The 23,347-nt window shown below is 41.1% G+C and carries 20 protein-coding genes and 1 riboswitch; of the genes, 18 read left to right on the forward strand and 2 right to left on the reverse strand.

Going from position 1 to position 23,347, the window contains the following annotated elements:
• The first annotated feature begins 11 nt into the window (after positions 1–11).
• The 11 genes from ACIQXR_RS16910 to ACIQXR_RS16960 all read left to right on the forward strand — a co-directional run bounded on the left by ACIQXR_RS16910 (position 12) and on the right by ACIQXR_RS16960 (position 13,258).
• Positions 12–2,366, forward strand: coding sequence for an endonuclease MutS2 (locus ACIQXR_RS16910; protein ID WP_402874504.1), 2,355 nt, complete (start codon positions 12–14; stop codon positions 2,364–2,366).
• Between the two features lie 66 nt (positions 2,367–2,432).
• Positions 2,433–2,840 (forward strand): DUF350 domain-containing protein, encoded by a 408-nt coding sequence (locus ACIQXR_RS16915; RefSeq protein ID WP_402874507.1) that lies wholly within the window; start codon positions 2,433–2,435, stop codon positions 2,838–2,840.
• Positions 2,841–3,035: 195 nt separating this feature from the next.
• Entirely contained in the window at positions 3,036–3,788 is a 753-nt protein-coding gene (locus ACIQXR_RS16920) for a GNAT family N-acetyltransferase (RefSeq protein ID WP_402874510.1), read from the forward strand.
• Between the two features lie 198 nt (positions 3,789–3,986).
• On the forward strand, positions 3,987–5,684 hold the full coding sequence (locus tag ACIQXR_RS16925; RefSeq protein WP_402874512.1) for an AMP-binding protein: 1,698 nt from the start codon (positions 3,987–3,989) through the stop codon (positions 5,682–5,684).
• A gap of 185 nt (positions 5,685–5,869) precedes the next feature.
• On the forward strand, positions 5,870–6,457 hold the full coding sequence (locus ACIQXR_RS16930) for a fatty acid metabolism transcriptional regulator FadR (RefSeq protein WP_402874515.1): 588 nt from the start codon (positions 5,870–5,872) through the stop codon (positions 6,455–6,457).
• A 111-nt stretch (positions 6,458–6,568) separates the two neighbouring features.
• Positions 6,569–7,342: an enoyl-CoA hydratase gene (locus ACIQXR_RS16935; RefSeq protein WP_402874518.1), complete on the forward strand. Its 774-nt coding sequence runs from the start codon at positions 6,569–6,571 to the stop codon at positions 7,340–7,342.
• Between the two features lie 143 nt (positions 7,343–7,485).
• Complete coding sequence (locus tag ACIQXR_RS16940) at positions 7,486–8,259, forward strand: electron transfer flavoprotein subunit beta/FixA family protein (RefSeq protein WP_402874521.1); 774 nt, start codon at positions 7,486–7,488, stop codon at positions 8,257–8,259.
• A gap of 67 nt (positions 8,260–8,326) precedes the next feature.
• Positions 8,327–9,304: an electron transfer flavoprotein subunit alpha/FixB family protein gene (locus ACIQXR_RS16945; RefSeq protein WP_402874524.1), complete on the forward strand. Its 978-nt coding sequence runs from the start codon at positions 8,327–8,329 to the stop codon at positions 9,302–9,304.
• A 207-nt stretch (positions 9,305–9,511) separates the two neighbouring features.
• A complete protein-coding gene (gene trxA / locus ACIQXR_RS16950) occupies positions 9,512–9,826 on the forward strand; it encodes a thioredoxin (RefSeq protein ID WP_402874527.1) in 315 nt (104 codons plus the stop codon).
• A gap of 99 nt (positions 9,827–9,925) precedes the next feature.
• Positions 9,926–11,698: an excinuclease ABC subunit UvrC gene (gene uvrC, locus ACIQXR_RS16955; RefSeq protein ID WP_402874530.1), complete on the forward strand. Its 1,773-nt coding sequence runs from the start codon at positions 9,926–9,928 to the stop codon at positions 11,696–11,698.
• Between the two features lie 61 nt (positions 11,699–11,759).
• A riboswitch (Lysine riboswitch) is annotated at positions 11,760–11,937 on the forward strand.
• 88 nt (positions 11,938–12,025) lie between these two features.
• Positions 12,026–13,258, forward strand: coding sequence for an aspartate kinase (locus tag ACIQXR_RS16960; RefSeq protein ID WP_402874533.1), 1,233 nt, complete (start codon positions 12,026–12,028; stop codon positions 13,256–13,258).
• Positions 13,259–13,365: 107 nt separating this feature from the next.
• Here ACIQXR_RS16960 and ACIQXR_RS16965 read toward each other — a convergent pair whose 3' ends face one another.
• Positions 13,366–13,716, reverse strand: coding sequence for a DUF3899 domain-containing protein (locus tag ACIQXR_RS16965; protein WP_402874536.1), 351 nt, complete (start codon positions 13,714–13,716; stop codon positions 13,366–13,368).
• A 297-nt stretch (positions 13,717–14,013) separates the two neighbouring features.
• On the opposite strand from ACIQXR_RS16965, the gene ACIQXR_RS16970 reads away from it, so the two are divergent.
• The 5 genes from ACIQXR_RS16970 (at position 14,014) to ACIQXR_RS16990 (ending at position 19,759) form a co-directional block, all read left to right on the forward strand.
• A complete protein-coding gene (locus tag ACIQXR_RS16970) occupies positions 14,014–15,690 on the forward strand; it encodes a peptide ABC transporter substrate-binding protein (RefSeq protein WP_402874538.1) in 1,677 nt (558 codons plus the stop codon).
• A 109-nt stretch (positions 15,691–15,799) separates the two neighbouring features.
• A complete protein-coding gene (gene opp3b / locus ACIQXR_RS16975) occupies positions 15,800–16,729 on the forward strand; it encodes an oligopeptide ABC transporter permease (protein ID WP_402874541.1) in 930 nt (309 codons plus the stop codon).
• Positions 16,729–17,757 (forward strand): oligopeptide ABC transporter permease, encoded by a 1,029-nt coding sequence (gene opp3C, locus ACIQXR_RS16980; protein WP_402874544.1) that lies wholly within the window; start codon positions 16,729–16,731, stop codon positions 17,755–17,757. Before opp3b ends, opp3C begins: the two co-directional genes overlap by 1 nt.
• A 17-nt stretch (positions 17,758–17,774) precedes the next feature.
• The gene (locus tag ACIQXR_RS16985) at positions 17,775–18,818 is read left to right on the forward strand and encodes an ABC transporter ATP-binding protein (protein WP_402874547.1); all 1,044 of its coding nucleotides are present in this window, start codon (positions 17,775–17,777) and stop codon (positions 18,816–18,818) included.
• On the forward strand, positions 18,818–19,759 hold the full coding sequence (locus ACIQXR_RS16990; protein ID WP_402874549.1) for an ABC transporter ATP-binding protein: 942 nt from the start codon (positions 18,818–18,820) through the stop codon (positions 19,757–19,759). Before ACIQXR_RS16985 ends, ACIQXR_RS16990 begins: the two co-directional genes overlap by 1 nt.
• A gap of 310 nt (positions 19,760–20,069) precedes the next feature.
• Here ACIQXR_RS16990 and ACIQXR_RS16995 read toward each other — a convergent pair whose 3' ends face one another.
• On the reverse strand, positions 20,070–20,525 hold the full coding sequence (locus ACIQXR_RS16995) for a YslB family protein (RefSeq protein WP_402874552.1): 456 nt from the start codon (positions 20,523–20,525) through the stop codon (positions 20,070–20,072).
• A 373-nt stretch (positions 20,526–20,898) separates the two neighbouring features.
• Between ACIQXR_RS16995 and ACIQXR_RS17000 the strand changes: the two genes are divergently transcribed.
• Both ACIQXR_RS17000 and sdhA read left to right on the forward strand, forming a co-directional pair.
• Positions 20,899–21,507 (forward strand): succinate dehydrogenase cytochrome b558 subunit, encoded by a 609-nt coding sequence (locus ACIQXR_RS17000; RefSeq protein ID WP_402874556.1) that lies wholly within the window; start codon positions 20,899–20,901, stop codon positions 21,505–21,507.
• Between the two features lie 72 nt (positions 21,508–21,579).
• Positions 21,580–23,331 (forward strand): succinate dehydrogenase flavoprotein subunit, encoded by a 1,752-nt coding sequence (gene sdhA, locus ACIQXR_RS17005; RefSeq protein ID WP_402874559.1) that lies wholly within the window; start codon positions 21,580–21,582, stop codon positions 23,329–23,331.
• Positions 23,332–23,347: the final 16 nt, after the last annotated feature.

A 23,347-nucleotide genomic window follows, 5' to 3' on the forward strand; every position in this document is an offset into this window, starting at 1 on the left:
GTCTTAACTCCATGCATAATAAAGCTTTAAAGACATTGGAATTTGATAAAATTAGAGAACAATTGGTTTCCCATGCTTCGTCTGCAATCGGGAAGGAGAAGGCACAGCAATTAATGCCTTCCACCGACTTCGAGGAAGTATCGAGATGGCAGGATGAAACGGATGAGGCGGCTAAAATTGTCCGGTTAAAAGGTAATCTTCCATTGGGAGGGATATTCGATATCCGCCTGCAGGCTAAAAGGGCGCAAATCGGGGGCATGTTATCCCCGATGGAATTGATGGAAACGGCTAGCACCATTCGTGCTGGTCGGATCTTGACTCGATTTTTCGAAGAAATCGCGGAACAGGAGATTGAAGTTCCGTTATTGGCTGAGTTTATCGATTCGCTTCATCCCTTGATTGATTTGCAACAGGAAATTACCTATGCTATTAGCGAACATGGGGAAGTGATGGATTCGGCAAGCGATAAGTTGCGCACGCTTCGTAACCAGATTCGCACGAATGAAAGCAGGGTTCGTGAAAAACTCGAAAGCATGATTCGTTCTTCGAATGCAACGAAAATGTTGTCAGATGCCATCATTACGATTCGAAATGACCGCTTTGTCATTCCTGTAAAACAGGAATACCGTAGTGTGTATGGTGGAATCATCCATGACCAATCTTCTTCAGGACAAACGCTGTTCATTGAACCACAGGTGATTGTCCAATTAAATAATGTCCTTCAGGAAACACGTGTAAAGGAAACACAGGAAATCGAACGCATTTTGGTCGAGATTTCCGAAAAAGTAGGTGAGTTCACTCCAGAACTATTCCATAACGTCAAGGTGCTTGCCCATGTGGATTTCCTTGTTGCAAAGGCAAAATACGCCAAAGCGATAAAAGGGTCGAAACCACGTTTGAACAATGAAGGCCGCGTGAAACTATTCAAGGCGAAACACCCGCTTATTCCAGCGGATGTAGTCGTTGCCAATGATATCTTCCTTGGAGAAGATTTTACGACGATTGTCATCACCGGACCGAATACAGGAGGTAAGACGGTAACACTCAAAACAATAGGCATTTGTACGTTAATGGCCCAGGCAGGTCTGCAAATCCCTGCTCTTGATGGTTCTGAAACGGCCGTATTCTCCTCCATCTATGCAGATATCGGGGATGAACAGTCAATCGAACAAAGCTTGAGTACGTTCTCTTCCCATATGGTCAATATTGTCGATATATTAAAGAATGTCGACCATGAAAGCCTTGTATTGTTCGACGAACTTGGAGCGGGAACCGATCCTCAAGAAGGTGCCGCACTGGCGATTTCCATATTGGATGAAGTCTACAAGCGTGGTGCGCGCGTGATTGCCACCACCCACTATCCTGAGTTGAAAGCCTATGGGTATGACCGTGAAGGCGTCATTAATGCAAGCGTTGAATTCAACGTCGAGACTTTGAGCCCGACCTATAAGCTCCTTATCGGTGTTCCTGGTCGGAGTAATGCATTTGAAATTTCCAAGCGTCTTGGTTTGGAAGAGAGCGTCATTAGCAATGCCCGTAGCCATATTGGCGAGGATACGAATAAAGTCGAGAATATGATAGCTTCTCTTGAAGATAGCCGTAAGAAGGCAGAAGAAGAGGAACTAGAAGCAGCCGAGCTTCTAAAACAGGCCGACATTCTGCACAAGGACCTTCAAAAGCAAATGGAACAGTATAATGAAGAACGAGATGCGATGGGTGAAAAAGCGGCTAAAGAAGCAGAGGCAATCGTTGAACAAGCGAAAAAAGAAGCGGAAGCGATCATTGCTGACTTGCGCCAACTCCGTTTTGAAAAGCATGCCGATGTAAAAGAGCACGAACTGATCGATGCGAAAAAACGGCTGGAAGAAGCAGCGCCAAAAGTGAAGAAGTCAACCAAAAAAGCAGCTAAGCCTTTGGATAAAACTCTGAAACCTGGAGATGAAGTAAAGGTTGTAAGCTTTGGACAAAAAGGTAGTCTGATTGAAAAAGTCTCAAATAATGAATGGCAGGTACAAATTGGCATCATGAAAATGAAGGTGAAAGAGTCCGACCTTGAATTCATTAAAACGACAAAGGCGAAAGAAACGAAGCCGTTAACCACGATCAAAGGAAGAGATTATCATGTTAGCCTGGAGCTAGACCTTCGTGGGGAACGATATGAAAGTGCATTGTCGAGGGTCGAAAAGTATGTGGATGATGCATTGTTGGCAGGATATTCCCGTGTGTCCATCATTCATGGTAAGGGGACGGGAGCGCTCCGGTCCGGGGTTCAAGAATATTTGAAGAATCACAGATCAGTCAAGAAAATCCGTTTCGGGGAAGCTGGAGAAGGCGGAACTGGTGTGACGGTCGTAGAATTTAAATAAAAGGAAAGTGGCCATTCAGGCACGCTGCTTAGCAGGAATGGCCGAATACCGTTAGGGAGTTGTCTCATGGAGAACATATGGGAAAATGAGTATGTGTATATAGCAGCCAGATATAGTGTCGTTATATTATGCATAATTGTTTTTTTAGCCGTTTTTGAACTTGTCACCAAGTACAAAAACTGGGAGGAAATCAAACAGGGGAATTTATCTGTCGCGATGGCCACCGGGGGCAAGATTTTTGGAATCGCCTATGTGTTCCAACAGTCCATTCTCCATCAGAACTCGCTACTTACAATGATAGGCTGGGGTGTATACGGTTTTATCCTGCTACTCATCGGTTATTTTATTTTTGAATTTATGACCCCGGGATTTAAAATAGATGAAGAGATACAAAAAGATAATCGGGCAGTGGGATTTCTTGCGATGATCATTTCAATCGCCCTATCCTTTGTCATCGGCGCTGGAATATCTTAATGTCCTGCATGAGAGGGAGAAAACTGTGGAGAAGCTTGCAAAAGTTTTAATTATTTGTTGCGGAATTTTTTTTCTGCTCGGAATCATCTATATGGTATTCTTGACCTGAAAAGAAGCGGCCGTTGCGTCGCTTCTTTATTTGGGTTCTTTTTTTATATAATTATTTACGAAGCCTAGTACATGGAGGAAGAAATAATGGTTCAGCCTAAACTGATAAGGAAAATTGAAGAGCTATCAATGAACGCTTTGCCGGCATTGCAAACGCAGTTGTGTGATGGGTGGGTTTTACGCTTTGCCGATGGGTATACCAAAAGGGCAAATTCGGTTAATCCCCTTTATCCTTCTTATGAAGATGTGAATAGAAAAATAGAATCTAGTGAAAAAGCTTTCTTGGAACGGAACATCCAAATGTCTTATAAAATCACTCCACTGGCTAGTCCGGACGATTTAGACGATACCCTTGAAGCCTTGAATTATAGTATCGAAAGTAGGACCAGTGTGCAAGCTTTGTCATTAGCACATATGGAAGTACCGAGTTTAACCAATGTGCTCATATATAACGAGATGCCAGAAGCGCGGTTTGCAGATTTTTGTAGATTAAATAACATACATAAAAGAAATCAGCCCATTTTCAGGAAGGTGCTGGAACAAATCATTCCAACTACCTGTTTTATCTTTTTGACGGATGAAAAGGAGAAAACGCTAGCATGTGGACTCGGTGTTCTGGAGGATGAATACCTAGGTCTATTTAATATCGCCACCGAGGAGGCCTACCGAAACCGGGGCTATGGAACGAAACTCGTTACAAATCTCCTGTATTGGGGAAAGGAGAATGGAGCGAATAACGCCTATCTCCAAGTGGTGTTAACGAATGAACCTGCACGGAATCTTTATGCAACATTAGGTTTTAAAGAACTCTATCGATATTGGTTTAGGGTTAGAAACTGAACGAGGAGTCATGCCTAATCCTAACTGTTAATTGAATCGAAAATCCCCTCATGAATATTTTTAATACGAAGGAGTTAAATCCTCTTCAACCGATTATCCTCCTTTATGCTTATTTTTTCTGAATACAGTAATTGTAAGAAAATACCGGTTGTATTATAATGAGTATGAGTATTAAGAATATTCAGAAGGAGGGGGCAAATGAGCAATAAGCCATGGCAAGCCATGTATCCGGAACAAATACCAACCGTTTTAACCTACGATGATAAACCTCTTTATTCATTATTGAAGGAGGCTGCAGATGAATTTCCAGATAAGGTGTCCATACATTTCCAGGGAAAGGAATTAACTTTCAAAGAAGTTTATGAATCTGCTACGAAGTTTGCATCCTACTTAAAGAGCATCGGTCTCCAAAAGGGAGAGCGTGTTGCGGTCATGCTTCCTAACTGCCCACAGGGAGTCATCAGCTTTTTTGGAATTTTGATGGCTGGTGGAGTGGTCGTCCAAACGAATCCTACCTATACGGAACGTGAATTAGAACATCAAATGAAGGATTCTGGAGCGAAGATCATCATAGCGATGGACATATTATTTCCTCGTGTCACCGCAGTCGCCCGGAGTACGGAAATCGAACATATTATTGTAACCGCTATCAAGGAGTACTTGCCTTTCCCGAAGAATCTTATCTATCCGTTCATTCAAAAGAAGGAATATGGCATAGTGGTCAAAGTGGAGCATGAAGGAAATCATCATTTATTCACGGAAATCATGAAGCGGAAAATGTCAGAAGAAATAGCAGAGCCAATCGATGTGGAGAATGACTTGGCGCTCTTGCAATATACCGGGGGGACAACCGGTTTCCCTAAAGGTGTCATGCTTACCCACAAGAATGTACTTGCGAATACGAAAATGTGCAATGCTTGGCTTTATAGATGTAAACGAGGCGAAGAGCGGATTCTGGCTATCCTACCATTCTTTCATGTGTACGGATTGACGACAGTTTTGATTCTTTCCGTTATGGAAGGAAATACGATGATCATCATGCCGAAGTTTGATGTCGAGTCTACATTGAAAACTATTCAAAAGCAGAGACCGACATTGTTTCCAGGGGCACCTACGATGTATATCGGTCTATTGAATCATCCTGACGTCTCCAAGTATGACCTGTCCTCCATTGAAGCGTGCATGAGTGGATCGGCACCCCTTCCATTAGAAGTTCAGGAGCAATTTGAGAAAGTGACGGGTGGAAAGCTAGTTGAAGGTTTTGGTCTTTCGGAGACATCTCCAGTTACCCATGCCAATTTCATTTGGGATCAACCTCGTGTCAAAGGAAGCATCGGTTTGCCTTGGCCGGATACAGACTCAGTGATCCTTTCGTTGGAAACGGGAGAAGAACTTCCTCCAAATGAAATCGGTGAAATAGCGATTAAGGGGCCCCAGGTTATGAAGGGCTATTGGAATCGTCCTGAAGACACGGAAAACACATTTAAAAACGGCTGGCTTCTTACGGGTGATTTAGGTTATATGGATGAAAAAGGGTTCTTTTATGTAGTGGAACGCAAGAAGGATACAATAATTGCAGGTGGATTTAATATTTATCCACGTGAGGTGGAAGAGGTTCTGTATGAACATGAGGCCGTTCAGGAAGTAGTAGTGGCAGGGATTCCTGATCCATATCGTGGGGAAACCGTCAAAGCCTATGTTGTATTGAAGAACGGCGCAAGTGTAACGGAAGAGGAATTGAATCAGTTTGTGAGAAAGAGCTTAGCTTCCTATAAGGTACCACGTCTTTATGAATTTAGAGAGGAACTACCTAAAACGACCATTGGTAAGATTTTGAGGAGAGTCCTAATTGATGAGGAAAAGAAAAAAATCCCACCAGAAAAAAAGGAGGCGTAAACATCTTACGGAGCTGTAATAGTGAGCTCCGTTTGCGGAACAACTGGACAACCTTAAGTAATGAGGGGTAGAATGGAAAAAGGATGTTATGACTCTATGGAAGTTTTTGCTTGACAGTAGAGAGTCATCATTTTATGATAGAAATATGAATGATGATTCATTCATTTTCTGAAAGGGGACATCCAGTGAAACGCAACAAACCAAAGTATAACCAAATTATTGATGCAGCTGTTATCGTCATCGCACAAAATGGTTATTACCAAGCGCAAGTATCAAAAATTGCCAAGCAAGCAGGCGTGGCAGATGGTACTATATATCTTTATTTTAAGAATAAAGAAGATATTTTAATATCATTATTTCATGAAAAAATGGGCTACTTTGTAGAACAAATTGAAGAAGAATTAAAGGGTAAGACATCAGTTTCAGAAAAACTGTTCCTATTAATTCAAAAACATTTTCAAATCCTTTCAGAAGACGTGAATTTAGCAATTGTCACTCAATTGGAATTAAGACAGTCAAACAAAGAATTACGACTTAGGATTAATGAAGTATTAAAAGGATATTTAAATGTAATTGATCAAATCATTACCGATGGGAAAGAAAATGGTGAATTCCTGCCTGATTTAAATAACTTACTCGCAAGGCAAATGATTTTTGGAACGATTGATGAAACAGCAACAACTTGGGTGATGAATGAACAAAAATATTCACTTGCTGACCTTGCGTCAGATGTTCATCGCCTTCTACTCGGTGGTTGTGGCACGAAACGGTAAAGATAAAATAGAGGATGGCCAGACCCATCCTCTAGCCATTTGGCTACCTGCCTTTTACCGAAGTACATAACGAATTTTCAAAAAAGTTTGACTATGATGGGGGAGATCAATATGGAATACCTTACACTCGCAATCGAAGATCGCGTTGCTATTATATCGATAAACCATGCACCTGCTAACGCTCTTTCTTCCGCTATTGTGGAAGAATTATCACAGGCTTTCGATCAAATCGAAAGCAATGAAGAAGTGCGTGTGGTGTTACTCCATGGTGAGGGAAGGTTCTTCTCTGCTGGAGCGGATATTAAAGAATTCACTAGTGTGGAAAACGGTAAAGCCTTTGTGAAACTAGCCCAAAATGGTCAATCTGTGTTTGAGAGAATCGAATCGTTTCCAAAGCCGGTAATTGCAGCCATTCACGGAGCTGCTCTTGGCGGAGGACTGGAACTGGCCATGGCCTGTCACATTCGGTTAGTAACTGAACGTGCAAAATTAGGTTTGCCTGAGTTGCAACTTGGATTGATTCCTGGATATGCTGGTTCACAGCGCCTACCACGGTATGTTGGAACGGCAAAAGCTGCTGAAATGCTATTTACGAGTGAGCCAATAACGGGTCAACAAGCTGTACAGTGGGGTTTGGCAAACCACGCTTATACTGATGAAGAATTATTGCCTAAAGCTAAGGAAATGGCCGCTAAGATTGTCAAGAAAAGCCCGCTAGCCTTGAAGTCCGCTATCGAACTATTGAATTATTCGAAGGGTGATTCCTACTATAAAGGTGTAGAAAAGGAAACCGTCCTATTCGGAGAAGCCTTTGACAGCACTGATGCAAAAGAGGGAATCGATGCTTTTATAAATAAAAGGGAACCGGTATTTAAAGGAGAATGATCCTTAAGCCATCCTTTTGATTAGTAAATTTATTACTTATATTTAAAAAAAATGCAGGATTTCAAGGAATTCTGAAGAATACCATTATAAGTATGCCTAAAAAACACAATCTTCAAAACTCAAATTATTCGGGAGGTATTATCGTGAACATTTATGTGCTACTGAAAAGAACATTTGATACAGAAGAAAAAATTACGCTTTCTAACGGGAAAATTAATGAGGATGGAGCAGAATTCATCATCAATCCATACGATGAGTATGCCGTAGAAGAAGCCATCCAAGTGCGTGATGCTCAAGGTGGAGAAGTAACGGTTATTTCCGTCGGTTCTGAAGAGGCTGAAAAACAATTGCGTACAGCGCTTGCTATGGGTGCTGACAAAGCTGTTCTAATAAATATCGAAGACGACATAGAAAATGGCGATCAATTCACGACTGCCAAAATTATTGGAGAGTACTTAAAAGATAAAGAAGCTGATCTGATCATTGCAGGTAACGTGGCCATTGATGGTGGATCTGGACAAGTAGGACCGCGTGTAGCAGAAATATTGGATATCCCTTATATCACAACCATTACGAAATTAAGCATTTCAGGTGGAAATGTAAGCGTTATCCGTGATGTAGAAGGGGATTCAGAAACAATCGAAGCCTCACTGCCACTGCTGGTAACGGCGCAGCAAGGTTTGAACGAGCCTCGTTATCCATCTTTACCGGGGATCATGAAAGCGAAGAAGAAACCGCTTGAAGAGTTGGAATTGGATGATTTGGATTTGGAAGAAGACGATGTCGAGGCAAAAACAAAAACGATTGAGATCTTCCTTCCAGCCAAAAAAGAAGCTGGTAAAGTATTGAATGGTGAGATTCCGAACCAAGTTAGCGAACTTGTTCAATTATTACGCAGTGAAGCAAAAGTAATTTAATAGAAGGATTTCTATTGAAAATAAAACACAACAAAAAGATAAAATAGAGCACAGGAGGTTTTTAAAAATGGCTAGAAAGTTTCTTGTATTGGGCGAAGTACGCGATGGTTCTCTTAGAAATGTATCGTTCGAAGCTATCGGAGCGGCTAAACTTGCTGCAGACGGCGGAGAAATCGTAGGTGTTTTAGTTGGTGACAGTGTTCAGTCTTTTGGGAGTGAATTGATTCAGTATGGTGCCGACCGAGTGGTAGTGGTCGAAAACGATCAATTAAAACAATATACATCAGATGGATATGCTCAAAGTTTACTAGCTATTATCGAGCAAGAAAAACCAGAAGGCATTTTCTTCGGTCATACGGCATTAGGGAAAGACTTGGCTCCTAAATTAGCTGGCAAGCTGGAATCAGGTTTGATTTCAGATGTGACGTCCATTGAAGAAGAAGGCGGAAATATCGTCTTCACTCGCCCGATTTATTCAGGTAAGGCCTTTGAAAAGAAAATCGTTACAGACGGTATTGTATTCGCGACCATCCGTCCGAATAACATTGAACCTCTATCGAAAGATGAGTCCCGTTCTGGGGATGTATCTACATTAAATGTGGATATTAAAGATTTACGTACAATTATCAAGGATGTAGTAAGAAAGGCAAGTGAAGGGGTCGACCTTTCAGAAGCGAAAGTGGTCATCGCCGGTGGGCGAGGTGTGAAAAGTGAAGATGGTTTCGAACCTTTGAAAGAGCTTGCTGAAGTTCTTGGGGGAGCAGTTGGAGCCTCTCGTGGTGCGTGTGATGCTGATTATTGCGATTACTCCTTGCAAATCGGACAAACGGGTAAAGTTGTTACGCCTGACCTTTATATTGCCTGCGGAATTTCCGGAGCCATCCAGCATTTAGCAGGGATGTCCAACTCCAAAATCATCGTAGCCATCAATAAAGATCCTGAAGCCAATATTTTCAATGTGGCCGATTACGGAATCGTCGGGGACTTATTCGAAGTTATCCCATTGTTAACGGAAGAATTCAAAAAGTTAAAGGTGAATGCTTGATTTGTAAGTTGATATAAAAGAAAAGGCGTCTGTCAGGGAATGAACTGGCAAGCGCCTTTTCTTTTTATGACAATCTATTAGGTTCTAGGCAGTATTTTTTCTCTGTTTATGGACATGCTACCATTGAAGCAAAATAATAGCATCTGTTCCTGTTACAATGTTATACTGTCTATAGTTATTTGAGTACATTTTAGGAGGATAAAATATATGGCTATCGTAAATTCAACTGATCAAACATTCACAGCAGATACTAATGAAGGTGTCGTTCTTGTAGACTTTTGGGCTCCATGGTGTGGACCATGCAAAATGATCGCTCCTGTTCTTCACGAGTTAGATGAAGAAATTGGCGACAAAGCAAAAATCGTAAAAGTGGACGTTGATGAAAACCAAGAAACAGCTGGAAAATTCGGCGTTATGAGCATCCCTACTTTAATCGTTCTTAAAGACGGTGAAGTTGTGGATAAAGTGGTTGGATTCCAACCGAAGGAAGCTCTTGCTGAACTTCTTGCTAAACACGCTTAATTTGAATGAAGGAAGAGCTTCAGGTCTACGGACTTGAAGCTTTTTTTTGTATCTTGATATATAATTGATTGTAGAATGGGAGAACAGGAGGCTGAATGCATGAATCAACGGATAAAGAATAAACTTGCCCTTCTCCCTGATCAGCCTGGTTGTTATTTAATGAAGGATCGTCAGGGAACGATCATTTATGTTGGCAAGGCGAAAGTATTGAAAAACCGTGTCCGCTCATATTTCACGGGCTCACATGATGGGAAAACATTCAGGCTCGTAAATGAAATCGAGGATTTCGAGTATATCGTTACCTCCTCCAATATCGAGGCGCTTATTTTAGAACTGAATTTAATCAAAAAACACGATCCAAAATATAACGTCATGTTGAAGGATGACAAGACCTACCCATTCATCAAGTTGACGGCTGAAAAACACCCGCGTTTGATCATCACGAGAAAAGTCAAAAAAGATAAAGGGAAATACTTTGGTCCTTATCCCAATGCTTTTGCGGCCAATGAAACGAAAAAACTTCTGGATCGGATCTATCCATTAAGGAAATGTAATACGCTTCCAGACCGTGTCTGCCTATATTACCACCTTGGCCAGTGCTTGGCCCCTTGTGTATATGATGTAGAGGAACGGGAATATAAGCAAATCGTCGATGATATTAACCGATTTTTAAATGGCGGTCATACCGAGATAAAGAAAGAACTCACGGAAAAAATGCTTGAAGCCTCTGAAATGCTCGATTTTGAACGGGCGAAGGAATATCGGGATAAAATTGCCCACATCGAGATTACAATGGAAAAACAGAAAATGATGACGACTGATTTCATTGACAGGGACGTATTCGGTTTTGCCTATGATAAAGGGTGGATGTGCGTACAAGTATTTTTTGTGCGACAAGGGAAACTGATTGAAAGAGATGTTTCGCTCTTTCCGGTCTACGATGAACCGGAACAGGAGCTTCTTACGTATCTCGGACAGTTTTATGAAAAGGCCAATCACTTTAAGCCAAAAGAGATATTGTTGCCGGAGTCTGTTGATGCCGAGCTGGCGGAGAGCTTGCTTGGTGTAAAAACGCTTCATCCGAAAAGGGGCGCGAAAAAGGATATGCTGCAATTGGCAAATAAAAACGCCTCCATCGCCCTTCAAGAGAAGTTCTCATTAATTGAACGGGATGAAGAAAGAACGATCAAGGCAGTGGAGAATTTAGGGGATAAGTTAGGCATCTACACTCCACATCGTATCGAGGCTTTTGATAACTCGAATATTCAAGGAAGTGATCCTGTATCTGCTTTGGTCGTTTTCATTGATGGCAAGCCGGAAAAGCGGGAGTATCGAAAGTATAAAATTAAAACGGTGAAAGGGCCTGATGATTACGAATCGATGCGTGAAGTTGTCCGAAGAAGATATTCACGCGTCTTAAAAGATGGCCTTCCACTTCCTGACTTGATCATCATCGATGGAGGGAAAGGACATGTGGAGGCCGTTCGGGACATTTTGGAAAATGAACTCGGTCTCGATATTCCGCTTTCTGGCCTTATTAAGGATGAAAAACACAGGACATCCCAATTGATGATTGGAAACCCGCTCGAACTGATTCCACTTGATTCGCGAAGTCAGGAATTTTACTTGCTACAAAGAATCCAAGATGAAGTGCATCGGTTCGCGATTACCTTCCATCGCCAGCTTCGTGGGAAAAATGCCATTCATTCACTTCTGGATGATATTCCAGGTGTAGGTGAGAAAAGAAGAAAGCAGCTGTTACGGCATTTCGGGTCATTGAAAAAAATGAAAGAGGCCTCAGTCGAACAGATAATCGAAGCGGGAATGCCTAAAAATGTAGCGGATGGAATCTTTAGAAAATTACAAGAATGACCTTGCGAGTGTCTTTTTCCTATGCTATGCTTAAAAGGGATTTTTAAACAAGACAATTTAAAGTGCTGATAGAGGTGCGGAATTCAATAGTAAAAACCTAGAGAAGTATGAGCTTCAATGAAGGGTTTTGAAAGGGAATGACGCCGAAGGAAAACAAGACTCATACCTTGTTTTTCTGGTCTGACCATTTAAAAGATGGCAGATTGTCAGGGTTGATACCTTGGAGAGCTATCTCACTGTGATTACTGAACGGATACGTAACCACAGCAATGAGATATTCTCATTGCTTTTTTTATTGCCTAAAAAAGATAGAGAGGGTGCATGAGAATGGCACTGATTGTACAAAAATTTGGCGGTACTTCTGTAGGGAGTGTCGAGAAAATCAAACATGTCGCTAATCGTGTAATCGAGGAAGCTGAAAAAGGTAATGACGTCGTTGTCGTTGTTTCGGCAATGGGGAAGACAACGGATGAATTGGTTTCCATGGCAAGAGATATTTCCGCATCCCCTAGTAAGAGGGAAATGGATATGTTATTGACGACCGGGGAACAAGTTACGATTGCCTTGTTAACGATGGCATTGGTGGAAAAGGGGCATGAAGCCGTATCCTTTACGGGCTGGCAGGCTGGGATGCAGACAGAGTCCGTTCACGGAAATGCGCGAATTTTAAATATCGATGCTTCCAGAATTCAAGCGCAGTTACAAGCAAAAAAGATCGTCATCGTTGCCGGTTTTCAAGGAATGGATGAACATGGGGAAATCACGACATTGGGTCGGGGCGGTTCCGATACAACGGCGGTTGCCATAGCCGCAGCACTACACGCAAACCGATGCGATATTTATACCGATGTAACCGGTGTTTTCACAACAGATCCACGCTACATAAAAAACGCCAGGAAATTAACATCCGTATCTTATGACGAAATGTTGGAGCTGGCCCATTTAGGGGCTGGGGTCCTGCACCCACGGGCCGTTGAATATGCAAAAAACTATCAAATCTCGCTTGAAGTCCGTTCAAGCTTAGAAAAAGAATCTGGGACCATCATTGAGGAGGAAGCGAATATGGAAGAGAATTTAATTGTACGGGGTATTGCTTTTGAGGATAGCATCACAAGAGTTACAGTGAACGGCTTGCCTCGGTCACTTGGTGTATTATCCACGATTTTCACGACACTGGCGAAAAATCACATAAATGTAGATATCATCATCCAGAGCATGACATCAGAAGATACGACCAATCTCTCTTTCTCTATTAAAAGCGAAGATACAAAAGCAGCTTTAATGGTTCTTGAAAACAATAAAAGCCAGTTGGAATTTGATGGTATAGAAACGGAAGGCGAGTTGGCTAAAGTCTCTATCGTCGGTTCAGGAATGGTTTCCAATCCCGGAGTGGCCGCAGAGATGTTTGAAGTCATGGCGAATACAGGGATCCAAGTGAAAATGGTCAGCACTTCGGAAATCAAAGTTTCTACCGTCGTAAACGAAAAGGAAATGGTCAAAGCGGTCGAAGCGCTTCACGAGGCGTTCAAACTGGGACAGCACGCCAAAGTCCTTGCCTGATTGATTAAAACTGATGAAAAGATGTACCTAATGCTTTTATAAAGAAAAAGGGCACCTAAAAAAAGGTTGCCCTTTTTCGGTGCCCGGACTCTATGGAAAGATTAAGATTAAAGATAATAGACGGCTAGAGAGAGTAGCAGGATGCAAAATAGGATAAGACCTACGACAAGGGTGAAGGAAGAGGAAAGGGAGATGATATCGGAAAGTTTAGGGATGTCTTCTTTTTCCTCCCCTACATGCTGATTTTGTATTTGGAATACTCTCCGGAAACTATAAAAGACTACGTCGAAAAATCCTCGTTGGACGACGAAAGTAACCAATGCTAGAAGAATCAGTCCTCCACTGATGTAAAAGGTCATATTAATAAAATTCAATAGAGAGAGAGCTTGATGGAATATAAGGGATAACAAAATGGATAGCACGATACCAAATCCCGTACCTATAAGTATTTTTTTCATTCTTTTTACCTCGATTTTCTTTTTATAAGTATATCAAAAACACTAAATAAACAAAAATGATTTTTTGAAATAGTTTGAAAAAACGATAGGGGAAAACATAATAGTATTCTAAAAAATCCGATAAAACGCCGTAAGCAGCACTTTAAAGCCTTAAAGTAGTAAAAACCTAGGTTTTCCTTGGTTTTTGACCATTTTTAATTTTTTAGAAATAATTTATTATTCTAACTTATATACAAAATCAAAAAAATCAGTATAATGAAAATATGATTTTAAAATATAGAAAGAAGGTCAAAGTAGATGAAAAAATCTAAATTCACAATCTTTGCTGGTCTTATGCTAGTTCTTAGCGTCATTCTAGCAGCATGTGGCGGCAATTCAGATAATTCTGAGAAGAAGTCAGATGGAACGAAACTAGCTGAAAAACAAGAGATTAGTATTATGAGTAAATCCGAAATCCCGGTCATGGATTCCGTTAAAACAACAGATACAGTAGGATTCAACTATTTGAACAATGTGAACGAAGGCTTATATACGATTGATAAGGACGGAGAGACAGTGCCGGCTCTTGTTGACGGAGAACCTGAAGTCAGTAAAGACGGAAAAACGTATACGTTTAAATTAATAGATTCAAAGTGGTCGAATGGTGACCCAGTTACGGCACATGATTTCGTTTTTGCTTTTAAACGGGCGATGGATCCTGAAGTAGCTTCTGAATATGGTCCATATATGATGAATGGCAAAATCGCAGGTGCAACAGAAATTACGAAGGCAGCGGCTGAAAAGAAAAAATACGATTTAGACAGCCTTGGTGTGCAAGCGGTTGACGACAAAACATTGGAAATTACGTTTGAAAAACCACTTGCATACTGGAAAGAGTATTTATCGTTTGCGACATTCTTCCCACAAAACGAAAAGTTCGTTACAGAACAAGGTGACAAGTACGCTACAAGTGCAGAAACGCTCTTATACAATGGTCCCTTTGTCATGAGTTCTTGGAATGGCCCAACTGCGACAGAATGGGAACTTCAAAAGAACAAGAATTACCGCGATGCGGATTCAGTTAAATTAGAGAAAATCACGGTTAATGTTTCAAAAGATAACAATGCACAAGTAAATGCATTTGAAGCTGGCGAAGCAGACATTACGGATTTACTGACATCTGAACTTGTCCCACAATATGAAGGGGACGAGCGGTTGCAAACTAACTTGGCACCGACCATATTCTGGATGAAGATGAACCAGAAAAATGAAGCACTTAAGAATGTCAATATCCGCGAAGCGCTTGCAAAAGCTTTCAATAAAGAAGATCTTGCATCGAGCGTGCTGGGCGATGGTTCAGTTGCAGCCAACTACTTCGTGCCAAAAGATTTCGTTAGTTATGATGGAAAAGACTTCCGTTCGGCAAATGAAGATTTGATTACGTTTAACGAAAAAGAAGCAAAAGCTGCTTGGGAAAAAGGATTAAAAGAGTTGGGCGTGAAAGAACTTACCCTTCGATATATGGGGGATGAAACCGATTCTGCGAAAAAAATCGGTGAGTATATGAAGAACCAATTGGAGAAAAACCTTCCTGGTTTAACAATCAAAGTCGAAAGCGTTCCATTCTCGATTCGATTGGATCGTACGAAAAAAGGCGATTATGATTTGGTCGTATCAGGTTGGGGCCCGGATTATAAAGATGCCATCTCATATACCGATCTTTGGTTAACAGGTGGAACAAATAATGAAATGGACTATTCTAATCCAGAATACGATGCACTGATCAATAAAGCCACAAACGAATTGACGGACGATCCGGCAGCATATGCGAAAGCCATGCAAGATGCTGAAAAGCTATTCTTGACTGAGGACTTCGGAATCGCACCAATTTATCAACGAGTAGAGAACATCCTAGTAAATCCTAAAGTCAAAGGAATTGTTAAGAGTGACTTAGGTCCACATTATTACTACAAAGGTGTAACAGTAGTAGAATAAGCATCTTCTAAAACAAACTAGAAAAGAGAGTATATCACTAGTATATACTCTCTTTTCACTATAAAACTATTGTCGAAAAAGTGAGAATTTTATTTTGTGAGGTGTACAAATGGCCAGATATCTAACGCAACGGATCATATATATGTTAATTACTTTGTTTATCATCGCGAGCTTGACGTTCTTCCTCATGAAGTTGATCCCGGGCTCTCCATTTGCAAATGCAAGCAAGTTATCGGAGGCTCAATTCCAAATCATGGAGAACAAGTATGGATTGAATGAGCCGGTGCCTGTCCAGTATGGGAAATACATGTTGAACCTAGTTCAGGGAGATTTGGGAGTTTCATTCCAATTCAATAATACACCAGTCACGCAATTGCTGGGCGAAAGGATTCAGCCTTCCTTGGTATTAGGATTTCAAGCAATGTTTTTCGGAACGATTTTTGGGATTATTCTGGGTGTGATAGGAGCCCTCAAACAAAATACATGGGTCGATTATGGAACAACATTCATAGCGGTCTTGGGTAAATCGATACCAAGTTTCGTGTTTGCCGGTTTGCTGCAATATTATGTTGGAGTGAAGATGGGATGGCTGCCCGTCATGTTCTGGAAGGGTTGGGAGTACAGCATTATGCCAACGCTTGCCTTAGCGATGTTCCCTATAGCCACATCTGCCCGTTTCATGAGGACGGAAATGATCGATGTACTCGGTTCGGATTATATCACCCTCGCTAAAGCGAAGGGGGCAAGTAATTTTGAAGTGGCGTTTAAACATGGACTGCGAAATGCTTTGATTCCTGTCATAACTGTACTCGGACCATTAACAGTGTCACTTATGACGGGTTCACTCGTCATTGAACAAATATTCGGTATACCTGGAATCGGGGAACAATTCGTTAAATCGATAACGGTGAATGATTACTCGGTAATCATGGGAACGACATTGCTGTTTTCATTCCTCTTTATCGTCATCGTTCTATTGGTCGACATTCTCTACGGTATTATCGATCCACGTATTAGGTTAGCAGGGGGGAAAAAATAATGGCAAACAAAATAGTGAGAATGTCAAAAAGTCAATTTGCGCCTGCCATTATGGACGCCACCATAAGCGAAGCGATCAATAAACCAAGCATAAGTTTCTGGCAGGATTCTTGGATGCGTATCCGTAAAAATAAAGCAGCCCTAGTCAGTATGGTTTTAATTGCTTTGGTCTTTATTTTTGCTTGGGTGGGTCCCCTTATTAGTGGACATGGATTAGATGAACAAGATTTAAAGAGAACCAATTTACCAGCGAAAATTCCAGGATTGGAAAATGTAAGTTGGCTTCCTTTTGATGGTACAAGGACAATGGCCAATGGTAATGTGGTGGATGTTTACGAACAAAAAAACATTGAAGAGCATTACTGGTTCGGAACGGACGGACTTGGCCGGGATGTACTTACCCGAGTGGCCAAGGGGATTCAAATATCTTTGTATATCGCCTTTTTAGCGGCTTTGCTTGATATGCTTATCGGCGTAGCGTATGGAGCCATTTCTGGATATTACGGCGGGAAACTTGATAATGTCATGCAACGTATTGTCGAAGTCGTTTCAGGTGTCCCTAACCTAGTTGTGGTCATTTTAATGATCCTTGTTTTCGAGCCTGGGATCATGTCCATCACGATTGCCCTAGCCATTACGAGCTGGACAAGCATGTCCCGTGTCGTTCGTGCTCAGGTGATGAAATTAAAAGAACAAGAATTCGTCTTGGCTTCGCGGACATTGGGAAGCTCAAATTTCAAAATCATTTTAAAACATTTGCTACCAAACTTAGCGAGCGTCATCATCATCAATACGATGTTCACCATTCCGAGTGCGATATTCTTCGAAGCTTTCTTGAGTTTCATTGGACTGGGTCTACAATCACCACTTGCATCCCTTGGAACGTTGATTAACGATGGATTCAAAACGCTTAGACTATACCCACATCTGATGTTATTCCCAGCATTTTTCATCAGTCTGATCATGGTTTGCTTCAATATGATCGCCGATGGGCTTCGTGATGCATTGGATCCAAAAATGCGAGATTAAGAGAAGGAGGAAATGAAATGGAAAACTTATTGGAAGTGAAAGATTTACATGTATCGTTTCATACCTTTTCTGGTGAAGTCCAGGCAATCCGTGGTGTGAACTTTGAACTGAAAAAAGGGGAAACCTTGGCGATTGTAGGAGAATCCGGATCGGGTAAGTCCGTGACATCCAAATCAATCATGAGATTGTTGCCAGCAAATAATTCAGAAATTAAAAGTGGTGAAATCCTTTTTGAAGGAAAGGATCTGGCCAAACTTTCTAATAAGGATATGCAAAAGGTCAGAGGTAAAGATATTTCGATGATTTTCCAAGATCCAATGACTTCGTTGAACCCAACGATCAAGGTGGGCAAACAGATAATGGAGCCCATTTTAAAACATCAAAACGTCAGTAAGGCGGCGGCGAAGTTACGTTCGATCGAACTATTGGAACTTGTGGGCATTCCTAATGCTAAGCAGCGTTTCGAACAATATCCCCACCAATTTTCGGGAGGAATGAGACAACGTGTGGTCATCGCGATTGCTTTGGCGTGTAATCCCAAAGTATTGATTGCGGATGAGCCTACGACTGCATTGGATGTGACCATTCAAGCCCAGATTCTTGAATTGATGAAGGATTTACAAAAGAAAATAGAAACATCGATTATCTTCATCACCCATGATCTGGGAGTGGTTGCGAACATAGCGGATCGTGTAGCTGTGATGTATGCAGGGAAAATCGTTGAAATAGGTACGGCGGATGAAATCTTTTATAATCCGAAGCACCCTTATACTTGGGGGTTGATCAGTTCCATGCCTAGCCTCGAAGATACGGGGGAACATGAATTGTACACGATCCCGGGCACTCCGCCCAATTTGCTGAACCCGCCAAAAGGTGACGCGTTTGCTCCGAGAAATGAATATGCAATGCAGATTGATTTAGAGCAACAGCCACCCGTATTCAAAGTATCCGAAACGCACTATGCAGCCACATGGCTTTTACATCCGGATGCACCTGAGGTGACACCGCCTCTAGCTGTACAAAAACGCATGAAGCAGTTCGTTCAGGGGGTCGCAAAATAATGGAACAACGTGAAAAACTCGTGGAAGTCAAACATTTAAAACAATACTTCAATAACGGAAAGCCTAATATGGTGAAAGCAATCGATGATATTTCTTTTGATATTTATCAAGGGGAAACACTTGGGTTTGTTGGGGAGTCAGGTTGCGGTAAATCGACAACAGGACGTACAATCATTCGCCTGTATGATGCAACCGATGGCGAGGTGCTTTTCAAAGGGGAAAGTGTCCATGGAAAGAAATCAAGGAAAAAATTGAAAGATATGAACAGAAAGATGCAAATGATTTTTCAAGATCCATATGCATCCTTGAATCCTAAAATGAAGATTGCCGATATTATCGCAGAAGGCATCGATAACCATGGGCTGGCTAAGACAAAAGAAGAGCGCATGGAACGGGTTTACCATTTACTCGAAACAGTCGGGCTAAATCGCGAACATGCAAATCGGTATCCGCACGAATTCTCAGGGGGACAGCGTCAGCGAATTGGAATTGCGCGGGCACTTGCCGTGGAACCGGAATTCATCATCGCGGATGAACCAATTTCAGCACTGGACGTGTCCATTCAGGCACAGGTAGTCAATCTGTTGAAAAAGCTTCAAAAAGAAAAAAACTTAACCTATTTATTCATTGCCCATGATTTATCGATGGTCAAGTATATCAGTGACAGAATCGGCGTCATGTACTTTGGTAAGTTAGTGGAGCTTGCACCTAGTGAAGAGCTTTATAACAACCCGATACATCCGTACACACAATCCCTGTTATCTGCAATTCCGCTTCCGGATCCAGAATTGGAACGGACTAGGCGACGGAAGGGCTATAATTCCGCTACACATGCTTATACGGCGGATGAGGAAGTCAAAATGCGAGAAGTGAAACCAGGACACTTCGTGTTATGTTCAGAACGAGAATTCCTTCAATTTCAAAGTAATGGTGTTAAATGATTATCGGTCATGAAAAAAAGGAGTCCGATAACCTGAGTCCGAGAGTGAGGGGGACTCAGGTTATTTGACTCCTTTTGTTTAAATCAGGGTAGAATCTATCCAAAAAAAGATTACTTTCTTCTTATTATAAAGCAGTTGAAGAAGAAGATTCCGAATTACACACCAATAACTTCTATTTTATGTATCGTATATGCTGTTTTGTGTTATGAGTGTGAGTGCTAGCTAAAGAGTCACTCATGGAAGAAAACCGCTTGGAAATAGTCAAACATGACTCAGGCTTCCTACATTTCCACCCATTTTGAGGAAGTCGTTAAATGGGATCTTTCGGATCCCAGCAGATGGTGAAGTCGACTTTTTTTGCACGACGTTTGATTTCTTCCGTAGCTTCACTGATGAACCTTTTTTGTAAGGTAAATTGTTCGGCAAGAAACCCTGCTTCAAGTTGAAAATGACTGTCGGGATATAGATCCAGACGACGGGCGACCATTTCTCCTGACAAGGATAACTCCATCTCGGATTTGGAAAGCTTTATGATTTCAAGATGGCCCCAGCCTGCATTATGGAAAAATGCAACCAATTCCTGATCGCCATTCAAAGGGAATTTCCTTGCGAGTTGTTTACCCGCCCAATATAAGATTTGATAAGAATCTTTCCCAAGGATATCGTTCAATAAAGTTTCCCTGATCAGTTCATACCCGAAAGCTGGAACTTGGAATTCATCTGTTTGGATTTCTTCTTCTATAGCTGCAGCAATATTTTTTTTCATGTATTATCGCCTCTTTCTGTAAATCTATTATAAACGTTTTCCTTTTGCGATTTATACAGTTTTTTTTAATATTTCAACAGAAAAATGTAAAAATATGTTAAATTATCTCAATATATTAAAAAAATAGTTAGTTTTTTCATATTACTTGTAAATGAACACCCAAAACCTTAGTGATTTATTGATAATATTTATTCTAAAAAAGAGAAATCTTGTATCCGTTTTCTTGACGCACATTGAAGTCAGGAGTAAAATGGACATGTCACATAATTGTAAGAAAGTATAGAGAGCGGTTTAACTCTATACTTTATTTTCACGCGGAGATAAAAGGTAACCATCTTCGTATGAGTTTTGACAAATTAAGGGGGGGCACTTAGTGGCAAAGAATCGTGAGTTTGGGAATCGTAGGCTTCATTCACTTCTAGGGGTATTACCAATCGGTCTATTCCTAATTTTCCATTTATCGGTTAACTTTATGGCAACAAAGGGAGCAGAGACATTCAACGGGGCAGTTCAATTAATCGAATATACTCCATTGAAAATCGTGGTGGAATGTGTAATCATCTATCTACCATTAATTTTCCATGCTATTTATGGGATTTATATCGCCTTTACAGCAAAGAACAACTTAGGAAGATTCAGTTTCTTCCGTAACTGGATGTTCATGCTACAACGTTTATCAGGAATCATAACTTTGATTTTCCTTGTTTGGCACATCTGGGAAACAAGGGTTCAAGCAGCTTTTGGGGCAACAGTAGACTTTGATATGATGGCAGAGATTTTCTCTAATCCATTCATGATCGCGTTCTACATTGTTGGTATTGTTTCTGCTATTTTCCATTTTGCCAATGGATTATGGTCATTCGCAGTAAGTTGGGGACTAACAGTTTCACCTAAATCGCAAAGAGTTATGACATATGTAACTTTAATCATTTTCGTTCTTCTTTCTTATATAGGAATTAGTGCAGTTTTCGCTTTCGTATAAGTAGCAGAAGAAATTAATTTATACGTACTAGGAAAAACATAGCTTTTCTAATGGAATAAGGGAGTGACACAATTGGGTAAAGGTAAAATTATTATCGTCGGTGGAGGTCTAGCTGGTTTAATGGCTACGATCAAAGCAGCAGAGTTAGGACAACATGTTGATTTATTCTCATTAGTTCCAGTAAAACGATCTCACTCTGTTTGTGCTCAAGGCGGAATCAACGGGGCAGTAAATACGAAAGGTGAAGGCGATTCTCCATGGCTTCACTTTGATGATACAGTATATGGTGGGGATTTCTTAGCAAATCAACCTCCAGTTAAAGCAATGTGCGATGCAGCACCATCTATTATCCATATGTTTGACCGTATGGGTGTTATGTTTAGCCGTACGCCGGAAGGCCTACTTGATTTCCGCCGTTTTGGTGGAACACAATTTCACCGTACTGCATTTGCTGGTGCAACAACTGGTCAGCAATTACTTTATGCATTGGACGAGCAAGTTCGTCGTTACGAAGTACAAGGCCTTGTAACGAAATATGAAGGCTGGGAATTCCTTGGAGCTGTTATCGATGATGATCAAACAGCACGTGGTATCGTAGCTCAGAACTTGACTTCAATGGAAATTCAATCATTCCCTGGCGACGCAGTCATCATGGCGAGCGGTGGCCCTGGAATCATTTTCGGTAAATCTACTAACTCTATGATCAATACAGGTTCAGCAGCATCTATCGTCTATCAACAAGGTGCACATTATGCGAACGGTGAGTTCATCCAAATTCACCCGACAGCAATCCCTGGTGATGATAAACTTCGCTTAATGAGTGAATCCGCTCGTGGTGAAGGTGGACGTATCTGGACATATAAAGACGGAAAACCATGGTACTTCCTAGAAGAGAAATACCCGGCTTATGGTAATCTAGTACCTCGTGATATTGCAACACGTGAAATTTTCGACGTATGTATTAATATGAAATTGGGTATTAACGGAGAAAACATGGTCTACCTTGACCTTTCACATAAAGATTCACATGAACTAGATGTTAAATTAGGCGGAATCATTGAAATCTATGAGAAATTCGTCGGTGAAGATCCTCATAAAGTGCCAATGAAAATTTTCCCTGCGGTTCACTATTCTATGGGTGGACTTTGGGTAGATTATGACCAAATGACAAACATCAAAGGTCTATTCGCTGCTGGTGAGTGTGATTATTCACAACATGGTGGTAACCGTTTAGGTGCGAACTCACTTCTTTCAGCCATTTATGGTGGTTCTGTGGCTGGTCCGAATGCTGTTAAATACATTCAAGGACTTGATAAAACATCAGATTCTCTTCCTTCTTCATTATATGAAGGCTACCAAAAACAAGAACAAGAGAAATGGAATTCTATCATGTCTCTTAATGGTAATGAAAACGCATATATCCTTCACAAAGAACTTGGTGAATGGATGACTAACAATGTTACTGTAGTTCGTTACAATGACAAACTTAAAGAAACAGACAATAAAATTCTTGAGTTGATGGAACGTTACAAAAAAATCAACATCAATGACACGGCTAAATGGAGTAATCAAGGTGCTGCCTTTACTAGACAGCTTCAAAACATGATGCAATTGGCACGTGTAATCACAATCGGTGCTCTTAACCGTGATGAAAGCCGTGGAGCGCATTACAAACCTGACTTCCCAGAACGTAATGATGAAAAGTTCATGAAAACAACAATGGCTACATTCCAAGGAGCAGACAAAGCTCCTGCATTCCATTATGAAGATGTTGATGTATCACTGATTGCACCACGTAAACGTGATTACACGACTACACATTAAAGAGGGGGAGCATAAA

Source organism: Peribacillus sp. NPDC097224, assembly GCF_044761985.1.
Lineage (GTDB): Bacteria > Bacillota > Bacilli > Bacillales > DSM-1321 > Peribacillus.

Coding starts and splice junctions, on each gene's coding strand:
- ACIQXR_RS16965 (WP_402874536.1), bottom strand. CDS start 13,716: ATGAAAAAAATACTTATAGGTACGGGATTTGGTATCGTGCTATCCATT.
- ACIQXR_RS16935 (WP_402874518.1), top strand. CDS start 6,569: ATGGAATACCTTACACTCGCAATCGAAGATCGCGTTGCTATTATATCG.
- ACIQXR_RS16960 (WP_402874533.1), top strand. CDS start 12,026: ATGGCACTGATTGTACAAAAATTTGGCGGTACTTCTGTAGGGAGTGTC.
- ACIQXR_RS16920 (WP_402874510.1), top strand. CDS start 3,036: ATGGTTCAGCCTAAACTGATAAGGAAAATTGAAGAGCTATCAATGAAC.
- trxA (WP_402874527.1), top strand. CDS start 9,512: ATGGCTATCGTAAATTCAACTGATCAAACATTCACAGCAGATACTAAT.
- ACIQXR_RS16985 (WP_402874547.1), top strand. CDS start 17,775: ATGGAAAACTTATTGGAAGTGAAAGATTTACATGTATCGTTTCATACC.
- ACIQXR_RS16925 (WP_402874512.1), top strand. CDS start 3,987: ATGAGCAATAAGCCATGGCAAGCCATGTATCCGGAACAAATACCAACC.
- ACIQXR_RS16915 (WP_402874507.1), top strand. CDS start 2,433: ATGGAGAACATATGGGAAAATGAGTATGTGTATATAGCAGCCAGATAT.
- opp3b (WP_402874541.1), top strand. CDS start 15,800: ATGGCCAGATATCTAACGCAACGGATCATATATATGTTAATTACTTTG.
- ACIQXR_RS16990 (WP_402874549.1), top strand. CDS start 18,818: ATGGAACAACGTGAAAAACTCGTGGAAGTCAAACATTTAAAACAATAC.
- opp3C (WP_402874544.1), top strand. CDS start 16,729: ATGGCAAACAAAATAGTGAGAATGTCAAAAAGTCAATTTGCGCCTGCC.
- ACIQXR_RS16995 (WP_402874552.1), bottom strand. CDS start 20,525: ATGAAAAAAAATATTGCTGCAGCTATAGAAGAAGAAATCCAAACAGAT.
- ACIQXR_RS16910 (WP_402874504.1), top strand. CDS start 12: ATGCATAATAAAGCTTTAAAGACATTGGAATTTGATAAAATTAGAGAA.
- ACIQXR_RS16970 (WP_402874538.1), top strand. CDS start 14,014: ATGAAAAAATCTAAATTCACAATCTTTGCTGGTCTTATGCTAGTTCTT.
- uvrC (WP_402874530.1), top strand. CDS start 9,926: ATGAATCAACGGATAAAGAATAAACTTGCCCTTCTCCCTGATCAGCCT.
- ACIQXR_RS16945 (WP_402874524.1), top strand. CDS start 8,327: ATGGCTAGAAAGTTTCTTGTATTGGGCGAAGTACGCGATGGTTCTCTT.